The sequence below is a fragment of the Streptomyces sp. NPDC086080 genome, from assembly GCF_044540255.1.
Lineage (GTDB): Bacteria > Actinomycetota > Actinomycetes > Streptomycetales > Streptomycetaceae > Streptomyces.
Map to the genome: position 1 here is coordinate 1 of NZ_JBITRU010000009.1, position 23876 is coordinate 23876.

At 70.7% G+C, this 23876-nt stretch carries 17 protein-coding genes and 5 pseudogenes; 8 read left to right on the plus strand and 14 right to left on the minus strand.

The genetic code is table 11. The features are described 5' to 3' along the window. Nucleotides 1-129: 129 nt before the first annotated feature. Nucleotides 130-1173, minus strand: a complete 1044-nt coding sequence (locus tag ACIF9R_RS13550; protein ID WP_399978566.1) for a saccharopine dehydrogenase family protein — start codon at nt 1171-1173, stop codon at nt 130-132. 127 nt (nt 1174-1300) lie between these two features. Here ACIF9R_RS13550 and ACIF9R_RS13555 point away from each other — a divergent pair, with 127 nt between their 5' ends. Then, the gene (locus ACIF9R_RS13555; RefSeq protein WP_399978569.1) at nt 1301-2236 is read left to right on the plus strand and encodes a helix-turn-helix domain-containing protein; all 936 of its coding nucleotides are present in this window, start codon (nt 1301-1303) and stop codon (nt 2234-2236) included. Nucleotides 2237-2675: 439 nt separating this feature from the next. Here ACIF9R_RS13555 and ACIF9R_RS13560 read toward each other — a convergent pair whose 3' ends face one another. Continuing rightward, nucleotides 2676-3272 (minus strand): hypothetical protein, encoded by a 597-nt coding sequence (locus tag ACIF9R_RS13560; protein WP_399978571.1) that lies wholly within the window; start codon nt 3270-3272, stop codon nt 2676-2678. A gap of 26 nt (nt 3273-3298) precedes the next feature. After that, nucleotides 3299-3946 (minus strand): annotated as a pseudogene (istB, locus tag ACIF9R_RS13565) (IS21-like element helper ATPase IstB); the annotation flags it as partial. Between the two features lie 250 nt (nt 3947-4196). Here istB and ACIF9R_RS13570 point away from each other — a divergent pair. Both ACIF9R_RS13570 and ACIF9R_RS13575 read left to right on the plus strand, forming a co-directional pair. After that, nucleotides 4197-5006 (plus strand): transposase, encoded by an 810-nt coding sequence (locus tag ACIF9R_RS13570; RefSeq protein WP_399978574.1) that lies wholly within the window; start codon nt 4197-4199, stop codon nt 5004-5006. A gap of 199 nt (nt 5007-5205) precedes the next feature. After that, nucleotides 5206-6063 (plus strand): MerR family transcriptional regulator, encoded by an 858-nt coding sequence (locus ACIF9R_RS13575; protein WP_399978577.1) that lies wholly within the window; start codon nt 5206-5208, stop codon nt 6061-6063. Between the two features lie 213 nt (nt 6064-6276). Here ACIF9R_RS13575 and ACIF9R_RS13580 read toward each other — a convergent pair whose 3' ends face one another. Then, the gene (locus tag ACIF9R_RS13580) at nt 6277-6714 is read right to left on the minus strand and encodes a DUF6336 family protein (RefSeq protein ID WP_399978579.1); all 438 of its coding nucleotides are present in this window, start codon (nt 6712-6714) and stop codon (nt 6277-6279) included. A gap of 271 nt (nt 6715-6985) precedes the next feature. Here ACIF9R_RS13580 and ACIF9R_RS13585 point away from each other — a divergent pair. Then, nucleotides 6986-7725, plus strand: a pseudogene (locus tag ACIF9R_RS13585) (class I SAM-dependent methyltransferase). A gap of 373 nt (nt 7726-8098) precedes the next feature. On the opposite strand, the gene ACIF9R_RS13590 reads toward ACIF9R_RS13585, so the two are convergent. Then, the gene (locus ACIF9R_RS13590; RefSeq protein ID WP_399978582.1) at nt 8099-8698 is read right to left on the minus strand and encodes a TetR family transcriptional regulator; all 600 of its coding nucleotides are present in this window, start codon (nt 8696-8698) and stop codon (nt 8099-8101) included. A gap of 169 nt (nt 8699-8867) precedes the next feature. Between ACIF9R_RS13590 and ACIF9R_RS13595 the strand changes: the two genes are divergently transcribed. Then, nucleotides 8868-10343: an FAD-dependent monooxygenase gene (locus ACIF9R_RS13595; protein ID WP_399978585.1), complete on the plus strand. Its 1476-nt coding sequence runs from the start codon at nt 8868-8870 to the stop codon at nt 10341-10343. A gap of 256 nt (nt 10344-10599) precedes the next feature. Here the strand turns inward: ACIF9R_RS13595 and ACIF9R_RS13600 are convergent. Further along, nucleotides 10600-10710: pseudogene (locus ACIF9R_RS13600) on the minus strand (IS630 family transposase); the annotation flags it as partial. 540 nt (nt 10711-11250) lie between these two features. Here ACIF9R_RS13600 and ACIF9R_RS13605 point away from each other — a divergent pair. Then, complete coding sequence (locus ACIF9R_RS13605) at nt 11251-12774, plus strand: glycoside hydrolase family 43 protein (protein WP_399979092.1); 1524 nt, start codon at nt 11251-11253, stop codon at nt 12772-12774. Nucleotides 12775-13165: 391 nt separating this feature from the next. Here the strand turns inward: ACIF9R_RS13605 and tpg are convergent, their stop codons facing one another. The 4 genes and pseudogenes from tpg to ACIF9R_RS13625 form a co-directional block, all read right to left on the minus strand. Then, nucleotides 13166-13723 carry a telomere-protecting terminal protein Tpg gene (tpg, locus tag ACIF9R_RS13610; RefSeq protein ID WP_399978588.1) on the minus strand — a complete coding sequence of 186 codons (558 nt, stop codon included), beginning with the start codon at nt 13721-13723 and terminating at the stop codon, nt 13166-13168. Nucleotides 13724-13735: 12 nt separating this feature from the next. Continuing rightward, nucleotides 13736-15967: a telomere-associated protein Tap gene (gene tap / locus ACIF9R_RS13615; protein ID WP_399978591.1), complete on the minus strand. Its 2232-nt coding sequence runs from the start codon at nt 15965-15967 to the stop codon at nt 13736-13738. A gap of 223 nt (nt 15968-16190) precedes the next feature. Further along, nucleotides 16191-16566 (minus strand): annotated as a pseudogene (locus tag ACIF9R_RS13620) (DUF6069 family protein). A 62-nt stretch (nt 16567-16628) separates the two neighbouring features. Then, a pseudogene (locus tag ACIF9R_RS13625) lies at nt 16629-17060 on the minus strand (TetR family transcriptional regulator); the annotation flags it as partial. Nucleotides 17061-17236: 176 nt separating this feature from the next. On the opposite strand from ACIF9R_RS13625, the gene ACIF9R_RS13630 reads away from it, so the two are divergent. Continuing rightward, nucleotides 17237-18037, plus strand: a complete 801-nt coding sequence (locus ACIF9R_RS13630) for a sigma 54 modulation/S30EA ribosomal C-terminal domain-containing protein (protein ID WP_399978594.1) — start codon at nt 17237-17239, stop codon at nt 18035-18037. Between the two features lie 72 nt (nt 18038-18109). Here ACIF9R_RS13630 and ACIF9R_RS13635 read toward each other — a convergent pair whose 3' ends face one another. Then, nucleotides 18110-19444 carry a phosphoribosyltransferase family protein gene (locus ACIF9R_RS13635; RefSeq protein ID WP_399978597.1) on the minus strand — a complete coding sequence of 445 codons (1335 nt, stop codon included), beginning with the start codon at nt 19442-19444 and terminating at the stop codon, nt 18110-18112. A gap of 349 nt (nt 19445-19793) precedes the next feature. On the opposite strand from ACIF9R_RS13635, the gene ACIF9R_RS13640 reads away from it, so the two are divergent. Next, nucleotides 19794-20897: a hypothetical protein gene (locus ACIF9R_RS13640; RefSeq protein WP_399978600.1), complete on the plus strand. Its 1104-nt coding sequence runs from the start codon at nt 19794-19796 to the stop codon at nt 20895-20897. A gap of 369 nt (nt 20898-21266) precedes the next feature. Here the strand turns inward: ACIF9R_RS13640 and ACIF9R_RS13645 are convergent, their stop codons facing one another. The 3 genes from ACIF9R_RS13645 to ACIF9R_RS13655 all read right to left on the minus strand — a co-directional run bounded on the left by ACIF9R_RS13645 (nt 21267) and on the right by ACIF9R_RS13655 (nt 23826). Further along, complete coding sequence (locus ACIF9R_RS13645; protein ID WP_399978603.1) at nt 21267-21686, minus strand: avidin/streptavidin family protein; 420 nt, start codon at nt 21684-21686, stop codon at nt 21267-21269. Between the two features lie 221 nt (nt 21687-21907). Then, nucleotides 21908-23332, minus strand: a complete 1425-nt coding sequence (locus ACIF9R_RS13650; RefSeq protein WP_399978606.1) for an RtcB family protein — start codon at nt 23330-23332, stop codon at nt 21908-21910. A gap of 56 nt (nt 23333-23388) precedes the next feature. Then, a complete protein-coding gene (locus ACIF9R_RS13655; protein ID WP_399978609.1) occupies nt 23389-23826 on the minus strand; it encodes an archease in 438 nt (145 codons plus the stop codon). Between the last annotated feature and the right edge of the window lie 50 nt (nt 23827-23876).

The window sequence follows — 23876 nt, forward strand, 5'->3', positions numbered from 1 at the left end:
GCGACACGCGGTCCACGGCCTCGATCAGGTGACCTGTCGTCGCATTCATCAGATGACTCCTTCGGGAAGGATCACACCTAATTCATGACACTCCCGGCACGTGCCCGACGGCAGGGCGGTTGGGCTGGGTCAGGCGTTCTGCTTCTGCGGGTGCAGGTGGAGTGTGATGTTCGGGTCGAGCGCGTGGAGGAAGTCGGGGGCGTCGAAGATCTCACCGGCGGAGACGACGCCGACGGCCTTGGTGCGGCCAGTCAGGACGCGCTCGAGGGCCTCGGTGACGAGAGGTGCGGTGACGGCGTAGATGTCCTGGCCACTGGCCGTGACCCGGCGTTCGGTTCCGCCGGAGCGGACGACGACGTCGACGAGGAAGGTCTGATTCGAGCGTCCGTGCTCGTCGGCGGCGGTCGGGGGCGGCGTGTGAGGGGCGGCGACGTCTCGGGCTGCCTCGGCGCTCATGTAGGTCGTCACATCGGGGATGGAGAGGTGCTGGGGGACGGTGACGACGTCCGCCATCGTGAACTCCCCGATCACCGGCCGGGGTCCCATCGGTTCCGGAAAGGTCCACTCCAGGGTGGGCGCGGCATCGGTGCGGCGTTCCCACTGTCCGCCGCTGTAGCGCAGGCGGTGGTCGCCGCGCCGCTCGCGGGAGACCGCGCCCGAGAGCCGGGTACCGGTAGTGGGGTGCCAGTTGCTGAGCGCGTAGGCGATGTGTGCCTCGTCGGCTTCGGTCCAGTCACCCATCGTTGCGGTGGTCAGCAGGTCGCCGAGACCGCCGAAGAAGGCCATGGCCGGGACGATCACCGCTCCCGCGTCCCGGGCCCGCTCGCGGTAGCGGGCGAACGTGTCGAGGTTGGCCTCGAGTTCGGCGGCCACGTCCAGGTAGGGGATCTTCGCGCGGAGCGCGGCCTCGATGACAGGGCCGGTGGTTGATGCGAAGGGGCCGGCGCAGTTGATGACCGCCGCCGTGTCCGCCAGGGCCCGCTCCAGCGAAGCCGGGTCCTCGGCCGACGCCATCCGGGCCTCCAGCCCGCAGTTGTGGGCCATCTTTTCCAAGGTCTGTGTGTTGCGCCCGGACAGCACCGGGGCGAACCCGCGCGCTGCCAGCTCCGCGACCACGAACCGCCCGGTGTGACCGTAGGCGCCGAACACCGTCACCGGCTGACCTGACCCCATGAAACTCTCCCGTGTACTCGAACGCCCGCTGCGAGGCCGATCCGCTGCGGCCCGACATCCACATCCTGTCCCTCCGGCAGCGCCCCGCACGAGCGTCGGAAACGACATGTCACGTACAGTTTCGGACATGCCTGCTGTTGCACTGGCCGTCACCGACGGCATGCTCCACTACGAACTGTCCGTGGCCGTCGAGGTCTTCGGAGCCGACCTGTCCCACGTCGTGGACCCCTGGTACGACTTCTCCCTCTGCGGGAGCGGTCCGGTACACGTCGACCGCTTCCGCCTGGAACCCGACCACGGACTCGGCCACCTCGCGCACGCAGACACGGTGATCGTCCCCGGATGGGCCGACACCGACCTCGACCCGCCCGCCCAGCTGGTCGAGGCGGTGCGTGCGGCCCACGCGGCCGGTGCCCGCGTGGTCTCACTGTGCACGGGCGCCTTCGTCCTGGGCGCGGCAGGACTGCTCGACGGCAGGCGCGCCACCACACACTGGGCCCACACGCGGGAACTGGCCCGGCGCCACCCGGCGGCCACCGTCGATCCGGACGTCCTCTACGTCGACAACGGCGACGTCCTCACCTCCGCGGGCAAAGCCGCCGCCATGGACCTGTGCCTGCACCTGGTCCGCCTCGACCACGGCTCGGCCAACGCCAACAAGATCGCCCGACGCCTGGTCACCCCACCCCACCGCGACGGCGGCCAGGCCCAGTTCATCGCCACCCCCCTCCCCGACCCGGGCAACCACCCCCTGGGCGAGCTCGTCCCCTGGGCACTGGAGCGGCTGGACCAGCCGCTGACCGTGGAAGACCTGGCCCGTCAGGCCCGCATGAGCTCACGACACCTCGGCCGCCACTTCAAGCACCTCACCGGCACCACACCACTGCAATGGCTCCACACCCAGCGCATTCGCCACGCACAGGAACTGCTGGAGACCACCGACGCCACCGTAGACGCCATCGCCGCGGCCACTGGCATGGGCACCGCCACCACCCTGCGCCGCCACTTCCACCGCAGCGTCGGCGTCCCACCCGACACCTACCGCCGCACCTTCCGCCCGTGAAGAACGGTGCTGCGGCTGGTCGCAGCGTTGCCCGACCCTGAAGTTCCGGCCCCGCGGGCGGTCGGCGTCGATGAATACGTGACCCGCGAAGGGCATCACTACGGGGACTGTCCTGGTCGACGTCGACAGCCGGCGTCCGGTGGACCTGTTGCCCGACCGTGAAGCGTCCAGCCCGGCGGCTTGGCTCGCGAAACGGCAGGGGTCGAGGTGGTTTGCCGGATCGGGCCCCGTTCTCCGCCGAAGGTGCCACGGCCGGGGCACCGCAGGCGGTGCAGGTCGCGGACAGGTGGCATCTTTGGCACAACCTGAGCGAGGCCGCAGAGCGGTGCGTCGCAGACCACCGCGGATGCTTGCAGGTCTTGGTGTCCGCGTACTTCTATGAGTGCTCCACCAAGTACGGAGATACGTGCACCGGCAGGAAGGCTGTGAGCCAGTCACGTCATCCCGCGGGCTTGGCGATGGCAGGGCGGTGAACCTCCAGGATGACTGCGGTGCCGGCCACGGTTCGGTCCTCGTGCATGGTGATCTGCTGGCCGGGCTGGACGTGCGTCCAATGAGAGGGAGTGAGGGGCACGAGACGAACCGTGGCTCGGCCGCCGGGCTCCAGAATGGGCATGCTCTCCACCCAGAGGAAGGCGATGCTGACCGCACGTCCACCGGTGGGTGAGAGGTGTCCGATGTCCCACATGGGTCGCAGAACACCGGCGCCGGAGATCGGCGTTGTGCGACGAGCCTCGGTGGCAGGACGGAGCGTCAGATCCGCCCGGATCACGCCGTTGCGGATCTCGGAGCACCGCCAATGGCACCAAGCCGCGCTCCGCTCAAGCCGGAGCTGCTCAGCCGCTTCGGCGAGCTTCTCCCAGAACGCCGGAGGGAGCGAGCGACCGTCCCCGAGCTCCTCCAGCAGGCCCAGGGCGATCTCCCATTCGTCGTGGACGAGGTAGTCCCAGATGTCTCGCACCGTGATGTCGTTCTCGGTGGCGGTCTCTTCCGGGACCAGCAGGGAAGCTGATTCGAGCAGCTCAGGGACGTCCATGCGCTCATTGTCGACCACATGAACTATTAGGCTGCGCTTTCCTGGTCTCGCTCGATGGCTGCGAGCCGGTTCTTGAGGCGGTAGCTGGGGCCGTTGATGGAGATCACGTCGCAGTGGTGCAGGAGGCGGTCGAGGATGGCGGTGGCCAAGACCTCATCGCCGAACACCTGTCCCCATTCGCTGAAGGTCTTGTTCGAGGTCAGGATGATCGAGCCCTTTTCGTAGCGCTTTGAGATCACCTGGAAGACCAGGTTGGCTTCCGCGCGTTCGAGGGGCTGGTAGCCCACCTCGTCGACCACGAGAACAGCTGGCCGCAGGTAGCTGCCGAGCTTGCTGGTCAGCCGCCCGGCGGCCTCGGCGGCCTTGAGGTTGCGGACCATGTCGTCGAGGCTGGTGAAGTAGATCGAGTAGCCGGCCCGGCAGGCGGCGACCGCGAGCGCGACGGCGATATGCGTCTTGCCCACTCCCGGCGGCCCGAGCAGGGCAGCGTTGGCCTTGGCCTCGACGAACGACAACGTGGCGAGGTCCTTGACCTTGCGGGGATCGAGCTCGGGCTGGAACGAGAAGTCGTAGTCGTCCAGTGTCTTGTGGTGCGGCAGCTTCGAGATCCGCAGACCGGTGCGGAAGCGGCGGTCCTCCCGGACGGCGAGTTCTTCGGAGAGGACCAGGTCGATGTGAACCGCCGACTTGTATGGGGTAGCGGGACGCGGTCGGGTTGGCCGCTCGTAGCGTGCCGTAGGACGCCGGGCCGGGTGACTCGTGAACCGTCTGCCGCTCTTCGGTGCTGGCTCTCCCGGGGTATGTCGCCGGTCCGGTGTCCGTCCGCGGTCTGACTCAACAGAGGCGTGTCCCGACCGGTTGGTTCCGGAAGTCGGCGTGTCGGCCGTGGATGCCCTGTCGTCCGACCGTGAGGAACACTGTCCCGTGATACTGCTCGGTGTTGACCCCCACAAGTCCACCCACACCGCCACCGCCGTCGAGCCGGAATCAAACCAGCAGGTCGGGACGATGCGGATCGAGGCGAGCCTGACGGACTACCAGCGGCTGCTGGCCTGGGCCAAGCGGTGGCCGCAGCGGAAGTGGGCTGTGGAGAACGCCAACGGATTGGGCCGGCATCTCGCTCAGTGGCTCATCGCCCGCGGCGAGAGCGTCGTCGACGTGCCTGCCGCAGCGACCAGTCGGGTACGCGAACTCTCCCGCGGTGGACGGCGCAAGAACGACCAGATCGACGCCGCGGCCGCGGCCACCGTCGCCTATCTGCAGGGGGACGGACGGGATGTCGAGCCCGAGGATCACACCACGGCGCTGGCTCTTCTGGACGAACGGCGTGTGAACCTGGCCCAGGCCCGGGTCCGCACGGTTAACCAGCTTCACGCGCTGCTGCGTGATCTGCTGCCCGGCGGCGCCCCGACCCAGCTGTCCGCGGACCTGGCCGCCAAACTGCTGCGGTCCGTCCGTCCCGCTGGCGACGTCGAGACCGTCCGCAAGGACATCGCCTGGGATCTGGTCGCCGAGATCCGGAAACGGGACAAGCAGCTCACGGACAATGCTGCCCGGATGCAGAGCCTTGTGGAGGCATCGGGCAGCGCGCTGATGGACACCCCGGGCATCGGGCCAGTCATGGCCGCCCGGCTGATCGGCCGCACCCGACGGGCAGCCGGCCGCGGCCGGCTTCGGAAACTGCCCGACGGCCGGTTCACCACGCCCCTGTGGCCAGGGATTCTGCCGCCCTGATGGCACTCATTGATAGATTCCCCGCCCTTGCTCTGTCCCCAAGTCTGCTTGTCCGGGACGTTTTCTCTGCCCGTGCAGCGATCCGTACGACCCTTGATGGTGCGGGGGCGCGGGGCGCGCCTACGGCAGCGGGTTTGCATGTGCCGTAGCGGCATGTGGTCCAGTAGGCGGCGAGCACGACATTGAGAGGTTCCCGCGTATGCCCCTTCCTGCGATTCCCCGCCGGGTCAAGATCGGCGATGCCGCCGCGTTCGCCGGGACCACACCCCGCGCCATCCGCCACTACCACGCCATCGGGCTCCTCGCCGAACCGGAACGCGGCAGCGACGACCGCCGCCGCTACGTATACGACGACATGGTCCGCTTGCTGTGGATCCGCAAGATGGCTGATGCGGGTATCCCTCTGGACGACATCCGGGCCGGCTTTGAGGGCGCCACCGGCATCGAGCAGTCCCTGGCCAGGCTGGAGGAATCCCTCGTCTCCAAGGCGGCCGCCATCGAGGCCCAGCGGGCCGCCGTGCACCGCCTCCGCGAGGTGGGCAGCCCTCTGGGCCTGCTCTCACCGCTGGTCAGTGGCCGCCTGCATGATCTGCCGCCCGGGTCCCTGCGCCCGGCCGATCTCGATACCCTTCTGGTCACGGAGCGTATCTTCGGCTCCCTGGGCGCCGCCGCCCAGGCCAACCGGTTCATCGTCCTGGCCACCCACCCCGAGCTGCGGGCCGAGGAGGACCGCCTGGCCGAGGCCGAGGCGGCCTTGGACGACACCATGTCCCCCGACGACCCCCGCATCGAAGACCTGGCTGCCCAGCGGTGTACTCATGAGACGGCCTTGGGAGCCACCATCGACAGATCCGGCCTGGACGAGGCCCTCGACGTCCTCCTGGACCAGGAGGACGAGAACGCCGGCGAGGCGGAGGGCGAGGCGAGGATGAGCCCGATGGAGGCCATCGGCAAGATGCCGTACGACTTCTCCCCGGCCCGCGTCCGGTACGAGGAACGTGTCATCGAACTGCTTCACTCGGCCGATCGGGACGGTGACACCCCACGGACCTGCTGACTGGAATCGGCGCTCTGGGCGGGCCCGACAGGAGCAGCCCTCAATGGTGCAGCATGTACGTAACCACGGTGGCTCCGGCGGCCGTTGGGCACTGTGTGAAGAGAGCCGAAGAGCACGTTGAGGGCGCCTGCCCGCTTGTCTGCCAATGCCGTCTGCCGCTGTCGACGCCGCACCGTCAACCACCTCGCCCGTCTGCTGCGGCGCCATCTGAGGCTATCCGGTCCCGGTGGCGGATACTGCCGCCCGGGAAGATCGCGGTGATCGTCCTGGCCGTACTGCGTACGACCAGTGCCTGGCCGACATGGCCCGGCGGCAACAACATCTTCGAGTCCACCGTCCGCCGTCGGCGAGGACCGGGGCCGCGACGGTCGCCGGCCCCGCCTGGCTTGTGACCGTGTGCCAGTCGCGACAGCGCCGGATGTCTCCCCCGCAGGCCGACCAGAGGACGAGCCCGATGAGGATCCCCACTACAGCGGTGAAAGCGGCGAACAATCCGACGGCACCGAGGAACGTCGTCCGGTCGTGGTGGTCGCCGACGAACAGGGAGGCCACCCCGAGCAGGGACACGGCAGCCAGGCCATACAGGGCCCCACGCACCGCGACGTCCCGGATCCGGAGCAGGGGTCGGGTGATGGCGTCCTCGGTGCGCATACGCGGCACCGTAGCCCAGCCCCATTGCCGCCAGCCGACCGCTTCCCGCAGTGCCGGCTTGACCTTCGACTTACGCAAAGCCCAACGATGGCGCGGTGCCACCCACCGAATCCAGGCGGTCGCTTGCCGATCCAACCCCGCCGTCCGGGCTCAACGGTCCGGTTATCTGGGCGGGGTTGGCGATCAGACGGCTCAGAATGTCGACGAGAGACGAGAACTGACCACACTGCGAGCTCTTTCCAGTGACAGCGGGAAGGGCATACTGCGGGGTGTGGCGACTTACAACAGCATCGGTGCGACCTACGCTGCCACCCGGCGATCGGACCCCCGCATCGCCGCCAGGATCCGTCAAGCCCTCGGTGGTGCCGCCACCGTGATCAATGTGGGGGCCGGCACCGGCTCCTACGAACCGCCGGAAACGGTGTTGGCTGTCGAACCCAGCGCAGTGATGATCGCCCAGCGGCCGGCCGAATCCGCGCGGGCTCTGGAAGCGTCCGCGGAGTCGATCCCTCTTGCTGACGACTCGGCTGATGCGGTGATGGCCCTCCTGACCGTCCACCACTGGAGCGACCTGGAAGCCGGCATCGGGGAACTCCACCGCATCGCCCGGCAACGGATCGTCATCTTCACCTTCGACCCCGGCATCAACCACAGGTTCTGGCTGCTGGACGAGTACCTGCCGGAGGCGGCCGAGTTCGACGAGACACGGGCGGTCGCGATCGACCGCTTGGTCACGCTGCTGGAGGCGCCCGCATCGAGACGGTCCCCGTCCCGTACGACTGCACCGACGGATTCCTCGCCGCTTTCTGGCGCCGGCCCGAGGCCTACCTCGATCCGCAGGTCCGGGCCGGCATCTCGGTGTTCGCCCAGATCAGCGACGACGTCATCCAGCCTGGCTTGGCCCGGCTGTCCGCCGACCTGTCCTCCGGCCGGTGGCACCGGCGCCATGCCGACCTGCTCGACCGGGAGACACTCGATGTCGGCTACCGGCTTCTCGTCGCCGACTTGTAGAACCGCGCCCGTGTCGAGCACCGCATCGTCTCCCAGGCCGTCGTCCTCGCCACTGGCGTCACCCGGGACGTCGGACGCGAGGTCGTCGGTGTCGTCTCGATAGGGTCGGGGAGACGGTCGCCGCCACGACCCGCACCGTCTTCGCCCGGCCCACCGCGGACGGGACGGGGTTCGCAACCGGCTCGACGGCGTGGCCGACATGCTCGACCGCCAGTCCCACCGAGGGGCACCGGTCGTGCCAGGAGCCGGCGCAGCGTCTCATTGGTATTCCCCGAGCACCGGTGTCGTAGGGAGTGATCGCCCAGGAGACGGGCAGCAGGGTGCCGTCATCGCGGACGAACGACCCCCTGAGGATAGGAGTGGTCGGCAAGCCTCAGGGACTCGGCGCAGTCAGGTACCGCTGGATCGTCGGGGCCAGCCATGCCACGATCTCCGCCCGTGCCAGCCCCACCGCCGGCGGCATCCGCAGCACGTACCGCGTGAGCGCCAGCCCCAGCAGCTGCGACGCCATGAGTGCCGCCCGTGCCGGTACCTGCTCGGGGTCGGGGCACACCTGCCGGGCGACCGGCAGCAGTTGGTCCCGCAGGATGCCTTGCATGCGCTCCGCCCCGGCCTGGTTGGTCGCGCCGACCCGCAGCAGGGCGGTGAGGACCTCGTTGTTCTCCCACATGTCGAGGAAGTGCTCGACCAGGATCCGCCCCGCGTCCTGGCGGCGCTCCGCCCCGCTCACGTCCGGCAGTCGCAGGTCGATGGCGACGGCCGCCGCGAAGAGGCCCTCCTTGTTGCCGTAGTACCGCATCACCATCGACGGATCGATGTTCGCGTCCTTGGCGATGGCACGGATGGTGGCTCGCTCGTAGCCGTCGGCCGCGAAGCGCTCGCGGGCCGCCGCGAGGATCGCGCCGCGTGTGGCGTCGGACCGGCGGGAGACACCGGAGCCGGTAACCGTGGAGGTGCTGTCGCCACCGTTCATGCCCACAAGCGTAGGCCAACGGGATCAGGTCAACAAGTGTTCGCCAACATATGTTGGCCAACGGCTGTTGACGTCATCACTGGTCCCTCGATATGTTTATCAACGAGCGTTGGCCAACATTTGTTGGCGAGAGGCGATGGCAGGCAAGCGTCGGCAACAGGAGGCCACCATGAACGGCACCGCCACCCACCGATCCGTGATCGTCGTCGGCTCCGGCCCCACCGGCCTCCTCCTCTCCGGTGACCTCGCCACTGCCGGCGTCCCCGTGACCCTCGTCGAGAAGCGGCCGCGCACGACAAGCAACCTCTCCCGCGCCTTCGGGGTGCACGCCCGCACCCTGGAACAGTTCGACGCCCGCGGCCTCGCCGACGAACTCCTCACCACCGGTGACACCATCACCGGCCTGCGACTCTTCCGCCGCCTCTCCCTCGACTTGAGCACGCTGCCCTCGCATTTCCCGTTCCTGCTCATCACCCCGCAGTACGAGGTCGAGCGGCTCCTGGAGCGGCGGGCCCGGGAAGCCGGGGTCGAGTTCGCGTACGAGAGCGAGGTCGTAGGGCTGCGGCAGGACGACGAGGGAGTCGACCTCGACGTGCGCGGCGCGGACGGGACGGTCGTCACCCGCCGGGCGGCCTATGTCGTCGGCGCCGACGGTCACCGGAGCGCCGTGCGGGAGGCGATCGGCCTGGACTTCCCCGGGGTCTCCGTCATCAAGTCGCTGATCCTGGCCGATGTCCGGCTGGCCGAGAGGCCCGAGGACGTCCTCACCGTCAACGGCCGCGACGACGCCTTCGCGATGATCGCCTCCTTCGGCGACGGCTGGTACCGGGTCATGGGCTGGAACCGCCGCAACGAGGTCTCCGACGACGCCCCGCTCGACCTCGACGAGGTCAAGGAGATCACCCGCCGTGCCCTGGGCGCCGACTACGGCATGCACGACGCGCGCTGGCTCTCCCGTTTCCACAGTGACGAGCGCCAGGCACCCCACTACCGGGTCGGGCGGGTCTTCCTCGCCGGGGACGCCGCGCACATCCACTCCCCGGCCGGCGGGCAGGGCATGAACACCGGCCTCCAGGACGCCGCCAACCTGAGCTGGAAGCTCGCCGCGGTCGTCCACGGCCGGGCGCCCGACGGGCTTCTCGACAGCTACGAGGCCGAACGCCACCCGGTCGGCAGGGCAGTGCTGCGCAGCAGTGGCGGACTGGTCCGGCTGGCCCGCGCGCGGAATCCGCTGCTGCGTGCCGCCCGCGCCCTCGTCTCCGCGGTCGTCGGCATGGCCCCGCCCATCCAGCGCAAGGCCCTGGGACAGATCACCGGGATCGGCTACGCCTACCCCGCCCCCCGCGGCGCCCACCGCCTCACCGGCACCCGCGTCCCGGACGTCGACCTGAAGGACGGACGGCTCTACGAGGCACTGCGCGGTGGCCGCTTCGTGCTGATCACGCCCGGGACATACGAAGGCCCCGGTGTCCGTGAGGGGTGGCTGACGGTGGAGCGCTGGGCGGGTGAGCGCCGGACGACCGTCCTGGTACGGCCCGACGGATACGTGGCCTGGGCGGCGGAGGGTGCGGACGCGGCGGGGATCGAGGAGGCGGTGGCCCGGTATCTGGGCCAGGGGCCTGTGTCGGACATTCGTCGGCAGTAGGCGGCGACTTTGTCGAGAATCTCATCGGCGGTCTTCGTCCACGGCAAGGAGTCCGGAGTGCTCGTGCCGGCCGGCGAGCCAAGGTACGGATGTTGCGTGCGAGCGCCGGCGGCTTCTCGCTCGGTCCGGCCAAGAACTTCTTTACGTCCACGGCCCGGTGCCTGCGGCAAGGAGCCGATCACTGTGCCGGTGGAGACCTCAAGGGCGGGCGCTGGTGCGGGCCCGGGCCCAGTCGTTGACTTCGGCGCTCGGAAACCCCTGACACCAGCGGCAACACCGGCTGGGTGCGGTCGAGGGCCTGGATCTGGGATGTCTCGTCCACGCACGACGCGAGGGCCTGATCCGGAGGGTCCGGGTAGGGACCGACGGCGTTACGGACCACGTCGGTGAACAGCGGAGGGTCGCCGTTCACCGGAACGACACCGTCCACCCCTCGCGACGCACGTCGGCTTCCGTGTACGACACACCGTGGACCTTGAGTCCGGAAGGAGCGAGCAGCGTGATCGCCCCGCCTCGGTTGCCGAGCGCGAAGCCGCCAACTCGATGGTGCCAGGCGCCTCCTCGGCTCCCGTCTGACCGTGCACTCCGAGCAGGCCGGGAGATCACGATCACGGTGGCCTGCCGGGAGACGGAGGACGTGCGTCAGTTGCCTTCGCGGACGATCTCACCGTGGCCGATCCCCCCGAGGCCCGTGACCGGATCCGCGAACTCGCGGCGCGGCCCTTCACCGCTACCTCTGGTCCGGTTGTCGAGAGTGGACCGGGGCATCGGTCCAGGCGCGGACTCGTCGCAGGGTTCTGCTGCTGATCCGCAAAGAAGTTGCGCCTGAACCGCGAGTCGTGATCAAAGCCACCCTAGACTCGCGCCACGGCGCCCGGCAGCTCGAAGGGAAGACGTTTCCGTGCACATGTACGACAACCCCGTGATCAGCGGGTTCCACCCCGATCCGAGCGTGTGCCGGGTCGGTGACGACTACTACCTGGTGTGCTCCAGCTTCGAGTACTTCCCCGGGCTGCCGCTCTTCCACAGCAAGGACCTCGTGCACTGGGAGCAGATCGGCAACGTGCTCGACCGGCCCGGGCAACTGCAGCTGCCCCTCCCCGGCGCCAAGGCGTCCGGAGGCCTCTACGCTCCCACGATCCGCCACCACGACGGCCGCTACTGGGTCATCAACACCAATGTCGGCGGTGGAGGCAACTTCGTCGTGTCGGCCGAGCGGCCCGAGGGGCCGTGGAGCGACCCGGTGTGGATCGACCTGACGGGGATCGACCCCGACCTGGCGTGGGAGGAGGACGGCACCTGCTGGTGCGCCTTCTCCGGCCCCGAAGGGGGCATCAACATGGCCAGGATCGACCCGGTCAGGGGCGAGGTGCTGGAGGGGCCCTTCGCCACCTGGTCGGGCAGCGGCCTCAAGTATCCCGAGGCGCCGCACCTGTACCGCATCGGCGACTGGTGGTACCTGCTGATCGCGGAAGGCGGCACGGAACGCGGCCACAGCGTGTCCATGGCCCGCAGTCGTTCGCCGCGCGGCCCCTGGGAGGGCGCACCCGCCAACCCTCTGCTGTCACACAGCGGTACGTCCCGCTCCGTCCAGAACACCGGCCACGGCGACCTGGTGCAGGCTCCCGACGGCAGCTGGTGGATGGTGCTGCTCGGCGTCCGCCCCCGCGGCTTCACGCCCGACGTGCACGTACTCGGTCGCGAGACGTTCCTGACGCCCGTGGAGTGGGACGAGGACGGCTGGCCCGTCGTCGCGCCCGTTCCCGAGAGCCACGCGGCCCCGGTCGGTGCCTGGCATTCCGTTCCGGCCCCGCCCGCCCGCGACGACTTCGACGGACCCGCTCTCGCGCCGCACTGGATTTCGCCGTTCGTCCGTCCGGAGTGCTCCTGGTCGCTCACCGAGCGCCCCGGCCGGCTGGTCCTCAACGCCACCGGCCCCACCCTCGACCGCCCCGGGTACACCTTCGTCGGTCGCCGCCAGCAGCACCACGACTGCCGCGTCACCGCCCTGATCGACCCGGGTACGGGACGCGGTGGTCTCTGCGTACGCCTGGACGAGGCCCACCACTACGAACTGGAGGCCGGGGACGGGGAGGTCGGCGTCGTCGCCCGGATCGGGCCGCTGCGTCAGACCGTGGCCCGCCGGCCGGTCCCGGCCGGACCTCTGCCCCTCACCGTCACGATCCGGACGTCAGGCCTCGTGCCCGCGTCGCCCGAACTCACCGACGGCGGCGCCACGGGACCCGACACCATCGCCTTCTGGCTCGACGATCCCGACGCTCCGGACGCCCGGCCGCTCGCCGAACTGGACGGTCGCTACCTTTCCACCGAGGTCGCCTGCGGCTTCACCGGCCGTGTGATCGGCATGTACGCCGTTGAGGGCGCGGTCGCCTTCGACTGGTTCGAGTACGCCCCGGCGCCGTTGGTGTGACGCTCGGTGTGCGGACGGGTGCCGCACACCGAGTGGCGCCCGCCCGCAGCCGGCTCGGCCCCGGCTGCGGTGCCTCCCCGGTCTCCGGAGGGCCTCCTCGCCGGTCGAGTGAACCCGTCCCCCATGCCCCCGGCCAGCCGGATCGCGCCCCATACTGTCCCTGGTGGCACCGTCGGTACGAGCCTGCCCACCGTGTCCGGCCAGCCGCGCGCCGACGAAGTCGGCGTCTCCCCCACGGGAATCCGCCCAGGCCCACTGTCGGGCGGTTACCGCACCCCCGCCCCGCTGATCGCCGAAGAACCCTCGAACTCGTCGCGTACGCCCAAGACGTCGGCCATCGCTGCCAGTACGCCTCGTTTGGACCTGACAGGCCCGAATCCTGCGGTGGCTCCTACAGTTCGAATTCCACGTGCTCGACGTCGGTGAAGCGGACCTCTTCCAGGCTCCCGGCGCGGCGGCCGCTGTCCTGGAAGTACACGTCCTTGAGTGCTTCGGCGGCGATCTGCTGGAGTTGCCGGTCGTTGGCGCCGGCTTCCTGGGCGTCGAAGAGCCGGGCCGCATGCTGCGGGGGCAGGGCGACGGTCAGGTGCCGGATACGGGCGTCGTCGGTGGAGCCGATGGGGGCGGTGTAGCCGATGCGGGCGCGGGTGTCGATGACGATGCCGTCCGTGGTCGCCGCCCTCTGGCGGGCCCTGGCCCGGATCTGGGGCTGCCATCGTTTCTTCACCTCACGATCCAGGCGGGCGGCGAGTTCCGGGCGAGGTTTCTTGATCTGGTCCTTCACGTAGCGTTCAACGGTGCGCTGGGAGATGCGCAGCATCTGGGCGACCGGCCTGGTGCCCTTGAGCTGCTTGACCAGGTAACGCATCTGCGCGGGGGCGCTCTTGGGGGCTGGGCGGGTGAAGGTCTGTTGTACGGCGGCGTCCAGGCCGTCACCGAACAGGGTCATCGTCGGCTCTTCCTACTCTCCGCTGTCGATGTCGGTGACGGTGCCGTCCTTGATGTAGCGGGCGAGGTTGAGTTCGGGGGCGTCGAACCGCTCGCGGACCTCCTCGCCCCACAGGACGCTCTGGGTGCCTTCGTGCTTGACCAGGCCGGGGTTGATGCCGAGCTTGAAGCCACCGGGCAGCGGCTTGCCGTCCCGGTAGGGCAGGAAGTCGAGCGGCGAGCGCCCGTCGGCGGCGTAGACGACGCAGTCGGACAGGATCGCGACCGGGTACTGGCCGGTGAACGCCGCATGCCTGACGATCTTGCGGTGGAGGTTGATCCGGGTACGGGAGATGACGGCGGCGCGGATGTCCGGCCGCCACGTCGGACGGGACAGGGCCCGCCACGGCTGCCCGGGCCGCCAGCCTTCGCCGCGCGGGCGTTCGCGCAGTTTGCCCAGGCCGCCCTTGACCGTCGCCTTGATGGCCGAGACGACGATCGCCAGTTCGGGGTCGCGTTGCCGGTAGCCGTCCATCGCCGTCAGGAAGTCGGCCGGTGTCATATCGGTGTGGACGCCGAGGTCGGCCATCGTGGCCAGGTATGCGTCGCGCAGCCGCTGGTACCAGCCGTCCAGATAGCGGCCGCTGTCGTAACGGACGTACGCCTCGACCGGGCGGACGTCGTAGCCGAGCTCCACCGCGTAGGCGACGGTGGGCGTGGCGTACCAGGCGGGGCCCTCGGGGTGTTCCCCCTTGGGTGTGAACGGGCTGGGCAGCAGGCCGGCGTCCAGCTCCGTCCACTTGTCCTTGCCGGTCTTCACCCTGGAGAGGTCGACGTGGGAGAGGTCGACCAGCCACGAACCGGGCAGCTTCGCATCGAAGACCGGCGCCTTGACGTGCGTCGGCTCGCCCAGGCCGACGACGACGCCGTTGGCGCCGGCGGCGAAGGCCATGTTCACGTCGATGCCGACCAGGTGGCGGCGCATGCATTCGTCGTCGGTGAGCGGGCGTGCCCAGTCGTACGCCTCCTCGAAGAGCTTCTCCGCGGGGCCGCGGACGTGGAAGCGCGGCAGGTCCGCCAGGAGAGGGTGCCCGTCGGGGGCCTCGCACGGCGCGCAGTCCACCGGGTCCTTGCCCAGCGAGCCGGGGTTGTGCACGGAGTGCCGCTTACCCGCCGCGTCGGGTTCGGAGGCGCGGGTCGGCGGGTGCAGCGCGGTCATCAACTCAAGGCCGGTCACCGCGGTGGAGCCGCGCGGCGTCATGACACGGGAGGCGTACACGCCCAGGACCCGGGCGAGTTCCGGCGGCGGAAACTGTCCGGCCTCGCCCCAGTGGCGGGCGTCCAAAGCGTGCCAGGACGGGATGCACAACTGCACGCAGTTGCGTTCGGCGCCCTGCGCGGGGCGGTAGATGCGCGCCCATGGCCCGAACCCGCGCTTCGTCAGCTTCCACTCCGCGCGCGCCAGTTGCCTGACGGCCTTGTGGCCCTCCGGGATCCGCCCGGCGAGCCGCTCCTCATCCGTGAGGGTGATGGGGAGACCGTACCGTTCCAGCGCGGCCTCGGTGAGCACCAGCAGCGGGTCGGCGTCCTTCCCCGGGCCGGACAGTCTCGGCTGCCCGAGTCCGGCCTCCTTCAGCGTCCAGTCGACCAGGGCCGCAAGGCTCTTGGCGGGCACGTCCAGGACCAGGCCGCCGGTGCAGTGCGCCAGCACCTGCCCGGCCGCGTCCACGTCGACGACTGCCAGCGGACCATTTTCGAAACGCGCGCCGGTAGCGCCCGCCGGGGGTTCGGCCGGGGCTGCTTTCCGCTCGACCGGGCGGCGCGACGCCGGCGTGCTCCTGACAGTGCGCGCCGGGCGCGGCGCGCCCGGCCCTGCGGGAGCGGAGGAGGTGAGGGCAGGGACGGCTCGGGTGTCATCGTGGGCAGCGGTGACCGCGGCCTCGGGAGCCGGACTTGTGGCCGAAGCCCGTTCCGCGGGCGCGGGCGAGGCGGCAGCGGCGGGCGGGGCGGCAGCGGCGGGCGGGGGGTAGAGCTCCGCGAGCTTGCCCAGCAGACGCGCGTACGCCTCACGCTCCGGGCCGCGCGGCTCGACCGGCTTCCTCACCGACTCCCACCCGGACACCGTCGCCCGGCGCACCTTCAGCGCGGCGGCCACCTCTTCCAGCGTCAGCCCATGGGCCTGACGCAACCGCTTGCGCTCCTGCACCGGCGGCAGCGGGGCACGCGACGCGACCAACGCGTCCACCGCATCGAACAACTCCGACATACAGCCTCCCCACGTGCACCCTACCCCGTTGACCGTACTCGTCCCGCACATTCACCGTACGCATCGCGCACTGCGCATGTGGGAAGGCGTTGATGCTGATGGGTTGTTCCGTATGCCGTCCTCACGGCCCCGGGATCCGTGCGGCTCGCCTCGCTCGACAGCTGCGCCAGCACGGGTTGGTCTCAACGGCGTGTCCTGACACGACGCGCCGGGCAGGGCCGCCTCATACGGCGCGACCCCTTGGCTGCTCGGTGTCGCTCCCGCCGGCGACTCCGGCTCCTGCGCCGGGATGCCGGCCGCCCAGCACCGGGATCAGCGCCGCCGCCACCGACAAGTGCATCAGAGCGAGGCAGGCCCGGGTGGCGGCGTCCATGCCGTCGCCGGTCAACGGCAGCAAGGACACGGCCAGTACGGCGCCGGCCACCCCGGTCCAGACGGCGCGGGCACGCCGCCCCGAACGGCTCCAGGGCGGCCAGCAGTGCCCAGCCGCAGAGCGACGCGAGCAGTGCGACGAACGCCACGGGTACGGCGCCGATGTCGAGCGTCTGCTCCCCGTCGGCGATCCGCAGCCGGTGCCCCAGCAGGGGGTCCGCGACCAGTCACACCAGGACGGGAGCGACCACGGCCACAACCGTGGCCCTCAAGCGCCGTCGCCAGACCCTCACTCGCCCCCCGAGAGCGCCCCGTGCAGGAAGACGTCCACCAGTTCCTGCGCGGTCAGGCCCGGCTCGTCCCCGGTGCGCGGCTGGGTGAAGAGCAGCCCGAAGAAGAGAGCCGCGATCTGCTCCGGCGGTCGGCGCAGCGTGGCCCTGTCCGGCTCCAGCAGCTCCGCGAGGGCCGCGCGGATAAGGGCCGTCGACTCGTCGCGGCCCGCGCCGCGCACCGGACCGGGGTGCTTGCCGCCGCGACGCCCCAGCGAGCCGACGATCGCGCCCATCCTGGACAGGTGCGCCTGGAGCGCCTCGGCCGCCTCCGCGAGCCGGCCGGGCAGCGGCTGGGACACGTCGATCGCGTCGAGCTCGCGGACCGCGTGCTCGGGAGAGAGCGCCTCGGCCACGCAGGCCCGCAACAGCTCGTCCGGCGTGCACCAGACCGTTCGCGACCTACGGACCCTCGGACCGAGCGCCGGGCCCGTCGCCGCATGGCTGCTTCGGCGTGTCCCGCTCAGGGCATGGAGGTTGATCGGCCAGGGACGGGCGCGCCGGCCGTGCGTGCCGGCCCGATGAGCGCAATTGTGGAGGGGAGGCACAACGGCGCAAGGAGGCTGCCATGAAGCGATCGGCACCACAGCAGGCTCCCGAGATCCAGGTGGAGGCCCAGGGACAGATGCCGCCGGGAGTCATCGAGTACGCGCGGGAGAAGGTACGGGCGCTGACCGGCCGGACGCGGGAACCGGTCCTCTTCGCCCGCGTCAAGCTGACCCACATGGCCAACCCCGCCCTGGAGCGGCCGGCGATCGCCCAGGCCAATCTGGACGTCAACGGGCGTCCGGCCCGGGCGCACGTGGCCGCCACGACAGTCATCGAGGCCGTCGACCTGCTGCAGAACCGGCTGGCGGCGGCGCTGGAGCGCCTGGAACAGCACTGGGAGGCCCGGCGGGGCAAGACCCCCCTGCCGGGCCCGCACGAGTGGCGTCACGGCATGGAGCCCACCCACCGTCCCGACTACTTCCCGCGGCCGCCCGAGGAGCGGCAGGTCGTACGGCACAAGTCCTACTCGCTGGCCCGGGAGTCGCCCGACGAGGCGGCCTTCGAACTGGAGACGATGGATTACGGCTTCCACCTCTTCACCGACATCGGCACCGGCGAGGACAGCGTGCTGTACCGGTCGGGCCCGACGGGCTACCGCCTCGCCCAGGTGCACCCACACCCCGAACCGGTCGGCCCGACGGCCGTGCCGCTGACCTTGAGCGAGCTTCCCGCTCCCCGGATGACGGAAGCCGGGGCGAAGGAGCGGCTGGATCTCACGGGGTACCCGTTCGTGTTCTTCGCCGATGCCGCCACCGGGCGGGGAAACGTCCTGTACCACCGTTACGACGGCCATTACGGGTTGATCTCCCCCGTCCAGTAGCTTGCCCGTCACCTGAGGACCGCGCCCGGGCGGGGAAGCCCGGCGCGGGGGCCGACGATGTGCCCCCCGCGCTCAGAATCGGGCTGCCCCGTGGTGTGCCGGGGCCATGTGGTCGGTGAACCAGTCCCGGGCGAGGCGGGTGACCTGTTCCAGGGTTCCGGGTTCCTCGAAGAGGTGGGTGGCGCCGGGGACGACCGCGAGCTCGTTCTCGCAGCGCAGCCGGGACTGTGCGTCGCGGTTGAGACCGAGTACGAGTCGGTCGTGGCCGCCGACGATGAGCAGGGTGGGGGCGGTCACGGCCGGCAGTCGTGGTCCGGCGAGGTCGGGCCTGCCGCCGCGGGAGACGACCGCGGCGATCCGCGCGTCGGGTTCGGCGGCGGCCCAGAGCGCGGCGGCCGCGCCGGTGCTGGCACCGAAGTAGCCGACGGCCGGCCCCTGGGCCTCAGGCTGCCCGCGCAGCCAGCCGGTGGCGTCCGTGAGCCGTCGGGCGAGGAGTTCGGTGTCGAAGACATTGGCCCGGTCCCTCTCCTCCTCCTCGGTGAGAAGGTCGAACAGCAGGGTGCCGAGCCCCGCGCGGTTCAGGCCGGCCGCGACGACCCGATTGCGCGGGCTGTGCCGGCTGCTGCCGCTGCCGTGGGCGAACACCACGATCCCGAGCGCGCCCTCGGGCACTGTCAGCTGTCCCCGCAGCGTCAGCGGGCCCGCCTGTACGTCCGCCTCCCGGTCCTCGGGCGCGGTCCGCCCGGGCGGAGCCCGGCGGGCGCTCACCGGGCGGGCGAACTCCTCCTCCAGGCAGGCGACGACCTCGTCGTCGTCGGTCTGGGAGAAGTCGGCGTAGAACTGCCCGATGGCGTAGAAGCTCCACGGCGTGTGCGGGCAGATCAGCTCGTCGGCGTCCGCACCCAGGCGCGTGGCCCAGTCGTGCGGGGCCACGGGAACCGCGAGCACGACCCGCGCCGCCCCGTGAGCGCGAGCGATCCGACAGGCCGCGCGCGCCGTCGAACCGGTGGCGACCCCGTCGTCGACAATCAGTGCCGTGCGGCCCGCGAGGACTGCCGGCTCCCGTCCGCCCCGGTAGCGCCGTGCACGGCTTTCGAGCACCTCCCGCTCGCGTGCCTCGATCTCGGCCAGCTGGTGCGGGGTGACACGCGCGGCTCGCACCACCTCGTCGTTGATCACGCGGACGCCGCCTTCGCCGATGGCCCCCATGCCCAGCTCCGGCTGGAACGGCACGCCCAGTTTGCGCACCAGGCAGATGTCCAGCGGCACGCTCAGCGCCTTCGCGACCTCCGCGGCGACCGGGACCCCTCCGCGAGGCAGCCCCAGCACCACGACATCGGGACCCTTGAGAGGCATCAGCAGGGAAGCCAGCCGTCGGCCGGCGTCCCGACGATCCAGAAACAGCACGGCCCAACCTCCTCGCCCCTGGGGGACACGGCGGGCGATGCCGTGTGCATGCGCGCCGTACTCCCATCCTCACCCCAGCGGAGAACGAATGCGCACCGCTGTGGGAGGCACTCCTGGTCCCGGGTGTGCCATCCCGCGTGTGGACGGTCCAGGGGATCACGGCGTCACCGCTGCGGGACCAGCTCGGTGCCGGACGCCCCGCCGCTCGTGCAGTGGGTGTGCGCGGCTCGAGGGGCAGGCGCATCCTGGAGGGGGGAACAGCCGCGGCACGCCGACCCGAACGTGTCCTGATACGGCGGCATCCCGGACGAGGTGGCACGTGGCGACGACAGCCCACTCGGGAGTGACCATGAAGCTTTCCTTCCTCGGCCCCCTCTACAAACAGCCCGGTCCTTTCGCGTCCGTCTACCTGGACACGTCCCGCGACGCCGCCATCGAAGATCCCGATGCCGCCGTGCGACTGCGCTGGCGGCATCTTCGGGACGCGCTCATGTCCGAGGGAGCGGACCGGGAGTCCATCACCGCGGTGGCCGGCACGGTGGGCAGCGACACGGACGTACCCGGCACCCATGGCCAGGCCGTGTTCACGGCCCACGGACGCCTGGCCCTGCTGGACGAGCTGCCCGCACCGCCCGCACGGGACACCGCGCACTTCGGAACCCTGCCGGACACCATGCCGCTGATCGTCCAGCACACGCCCGGGATCCCGTACCTGGCGGTGCACGTGCATTACGGCGGCCGTCACTCGACGGACGCCGCCGGCACCGTACGCATCGAGGCCGAGGCAGGCACCTGGCCGCTGACCAAGGTCACGCCGGGCCACCGGCTGGAGGAGGAGATCCCCGTGGCCGACTGGCCCCGCGCTGCCGGAGAGGTCGGCCGGGAGCTGGAAGGTCACGCACGGCGCATCGACGTCGAGACGACGGTCGTCGCCGGAGATGTCTGGGCCCGCGGCATCCTCGTCAACCGGCTGCCGGCCTCACTGCGCGGGCAGGTCACCACGGTGAAGGGTGCCGGCGTGTCCGAGCCCGGGCGGGCGCTCCTGGAGAGGCGGCTCGAAAGCCTCTTCACAGGGCGCATGGCCGCGCACGACCGGGCATTGCTGGACGCCTTTCTCGCCGAGAGGGCCCGCGACGGGGCGTTCGCGGAAGGACTTGCGCCCGTCGTGTCGGCGCTGCAACGCGGCCGGGTCAAGGCCCTGTTCCTCAACGACCACCCCGAGTCGCCGTTCCGCCTGTGGACCGGCCCGGAGCCCGGTCAACTCGCCCTCGCCGAACAGGAACTGCGCGCCTACGGCGTCCAGGACGTTCATGAGGAACGCGCCGACGCGGCTCTGGCCCGCACCCTGGTCGGCACGGGGGCCGAGCTGGTCGTGGTGCCCGAGCGGGAGTTGCGGCTGGTCGAGGGTGTGGGCGTGCTGCTGCGCTACGCCGACCCGGCATCCCGTGCGTGAACCGGCTTTCGGGAAGCGGCGGAACGGCGGTGCTCGCTGCACTCCGGTCCTCATGAATGTCTCGCGAGCCGGTCGGGCCGGGCCCGGTACCGGGCTTGCGATGCGGGTCGCTGAGGGATCTTGAACGGTTGAAGGCCTGGGTGGGTCCGAGGTTCAGCACCCGGTCAACAGCACCGGCGCGCCGGGCTGCGGCGTGCCAGACCTGCAACCCAGGGCCGCCGGTGGTTCCCGGACGCTCTTCGCCGCTTCCGAGACCGGACAACCGGTCGGGCGCGGGTGAACGCCGGGGTCGCCACGGCGTGATGTGTCGCCTGCCGGCGTCCCCGAGCGTGACGCCGTGCCAAGGGATCCGCTCACACTGATCGGCCTTTAGGACGGCATCGGGTGCGAGACCGGTCGGCCGCTGTGAAGAGCACGATGGGCGTCCTCGCTGGTCGGCTTCTGCCGAGTGAACACGTCCTGCCCGACCACGGTGGACTCCCACGCCTCCGCCGTAGCGGAGCGGGTCAGCAGCCAGGTGGTGAAGATGCGGTCCGGGTCGGAAAAGAACTGGCCGCTCCAACTCGTGACGGAGCCCACGTTGCCGTGCTCGTTGCGCCAGGCGACCGTCCAACCGACAGCGATGCCGTGTCCTGGGCTCGTCGGCCCGTCATGGCGTCCGGTCACGAGGTACGTCCCCGGCGTGTGCCCTACAGCGGAGACGTATCGTCCGGTGAGGGTGCCCTCCGGGTCCGACTCGAGGTTCATCTGCGAACCGAACTCGTTGTACCACTGTCCGTCAATGGGCATGATCTTCTCCTTGCCTGCTCTCGCCCGCGACATCGCAATCGGCATCGGTCACTTAATACACTGATTTGTGGTGGTCGGCGCGGTGACGCCGGCCGGTTGAAGCCGTCGGCGCAGCCCTCGGGCGGGGCGGCCAGGGGGCGCAAGGAAAGCACGGTCACGGAGTCGCCTCGTGGGTGGCCTACATCAAAGGTCATCCCGCACCGGGGCGGTTCCCGTCCGTCCTAGCCCTTGAGGACGCCGAGCGGCACCAGGCGGGCGACAAGGCGGCCCAGGTCGTTGTGTTCGCTCGCCCGGACGACGGCGTCGACGTCCTTGTACGCCTCGGGCGCTTCCTCGATCACGCTGCGCCAGGAGGCGGGGCGCACCGCGACCCCCGCACCGACCAGCTCGTCGCGCAGCTGCCGGACGGACATCTCACGGTGGGCGCGGTGCCGGCTCCAGACCCGGCCCGCGCCGTGGCAGCAGGAGTCGAACGCCCGGTTGCCGCTGCTTCCGGTCATGACGTACGAGGCGGTGCCCATCGTGCCGGGCACGAACACCGGCTGGCCGAAGCGGCGCAGAGCGTCCGGCAGGTCGGCGTGGCCCGGTGGCAGGGCCCGGGTGGCGCCCTTCCGGTGGACGCACAGCAGCGCCCGGGCGCTGTCATGGGGGTGAGTCTCCAGTTTGGCCAGGTTGTGCGATACGTCGTAGAGCAGATCCAGGCCCGAGCCGGCAACCCGCTGGAATACCAGGCGGGCTTCGTCGGCCAGCATCTGGCGGTTGGCCCGTGCGTAGTTCGCGGCCGCGGCCATCGCTCCCAGGTAGGCGCGGCCCTCGGGCGAGTCGACGGGTGCGCAGGCGAGTTGCGGGTCCGGTACGTCGATTCCGTGGCGCCGCATCACGGACTCCATGGTCCGCACGTGGTCGGCGCAGATCTGGTGGCCCAGACCGCGTGAGCCGCAGTGGATCATGACGCACACCAGGCCGGGACGCAGCCCGAACGCCCGCGCGCACGCCTCGTCATAGACCGCGTCGACCGCCTGGATCTCCAGGAAGTGGTTGGCCGACCCCAGGCTGCCGACCTGCCCGGCGCCGCGCTCCAGCGCGCGCTCGCCGACCTGGGTGGCATCGGCGTCGCCGACGGCTCCGCCGTCCTCGCACCGCTCCAGGTCACGCGGTACCCCGCGGCCCTGCTCGACCGCGTACCGGGCACCGCCACGCAGGACCTCGTGCAGTTGCTCCCGGCCCGCCAGGGGCCACAGGCCCCCACGCCCGAGCCCGCGCGGCATGAGCCGGTCCAGCCGTTCCATCAGTACCGGCAGCTTCGGCAGCAGGGCGGCGCGGTCCACGTGTGCGGTGAGCAGACGCACCCCGCACGAGATGTCGAAACCGACACCGCCCGGTGAGACGATGCCGCCGCGGGCGACGTCGGTGGCGGCCACGCCGCCGATCGGGAAGCCGTAGCCCCAGTGGATGTCGGGCATGGCGTACGAGGCGCGGACGATACCCGGCAGGGTGGCCACGTTGGCCACCTGCTGCAGGGCCTGGTCGCCGGGCTCGTCCGGCAGCAGTCCCCGTGGGGCGAGGACGATGCCGGGCACCCGCATGGCGCCGCTCTGTTCGATGCGGGATCGCCAGGGTCCGTCCGCCACCAGCCGGATGTCCATGTCGGTTCGGCCTCCCTGTGTGTGTGCGGTTCTGGCGAGGACCGTCGCGACAGGCGTCATACGTCCAGCGTCACCCGGCAAGCCCACCCGCGCGGGTCCTGGGCCAGCCGCAGGCCGTGCAGCGCGACGGCCTTGGGGACGGCCCCGGTCTGCGTGGCCGTCGAGTCGTCGGCCATCCTGAATCGCACGCGCACCCCGTCGGCCTCCGGCATCACCGCGACGTCAACGGGGAGTTCGTGTGCCGCGTCCATGCGGTAGATGACTTCCTCGAGCACGGCGACCAGGAGCCGGCCGTCGTCGTCGGCGGACACCACGCACTCCCGGGCGGCGCCGGTGACGCCCGGGGGATGTTCGGCGAAACCGCCAACCGTGCCCCGCACCGCCTCGGCGATGCACTCCTCGCGTGTCGGCGCCCACGCCTCGACACGCAGATCACCGGTGTGCGGAAGGATCCGATGGCCTCGCGGCGACTGCCCGGGTTTGGCATGGGTCATGGTCGTCCTGGGATTCCTGCCGATCGGCCGGGCCTGCGTTCCACCACGGC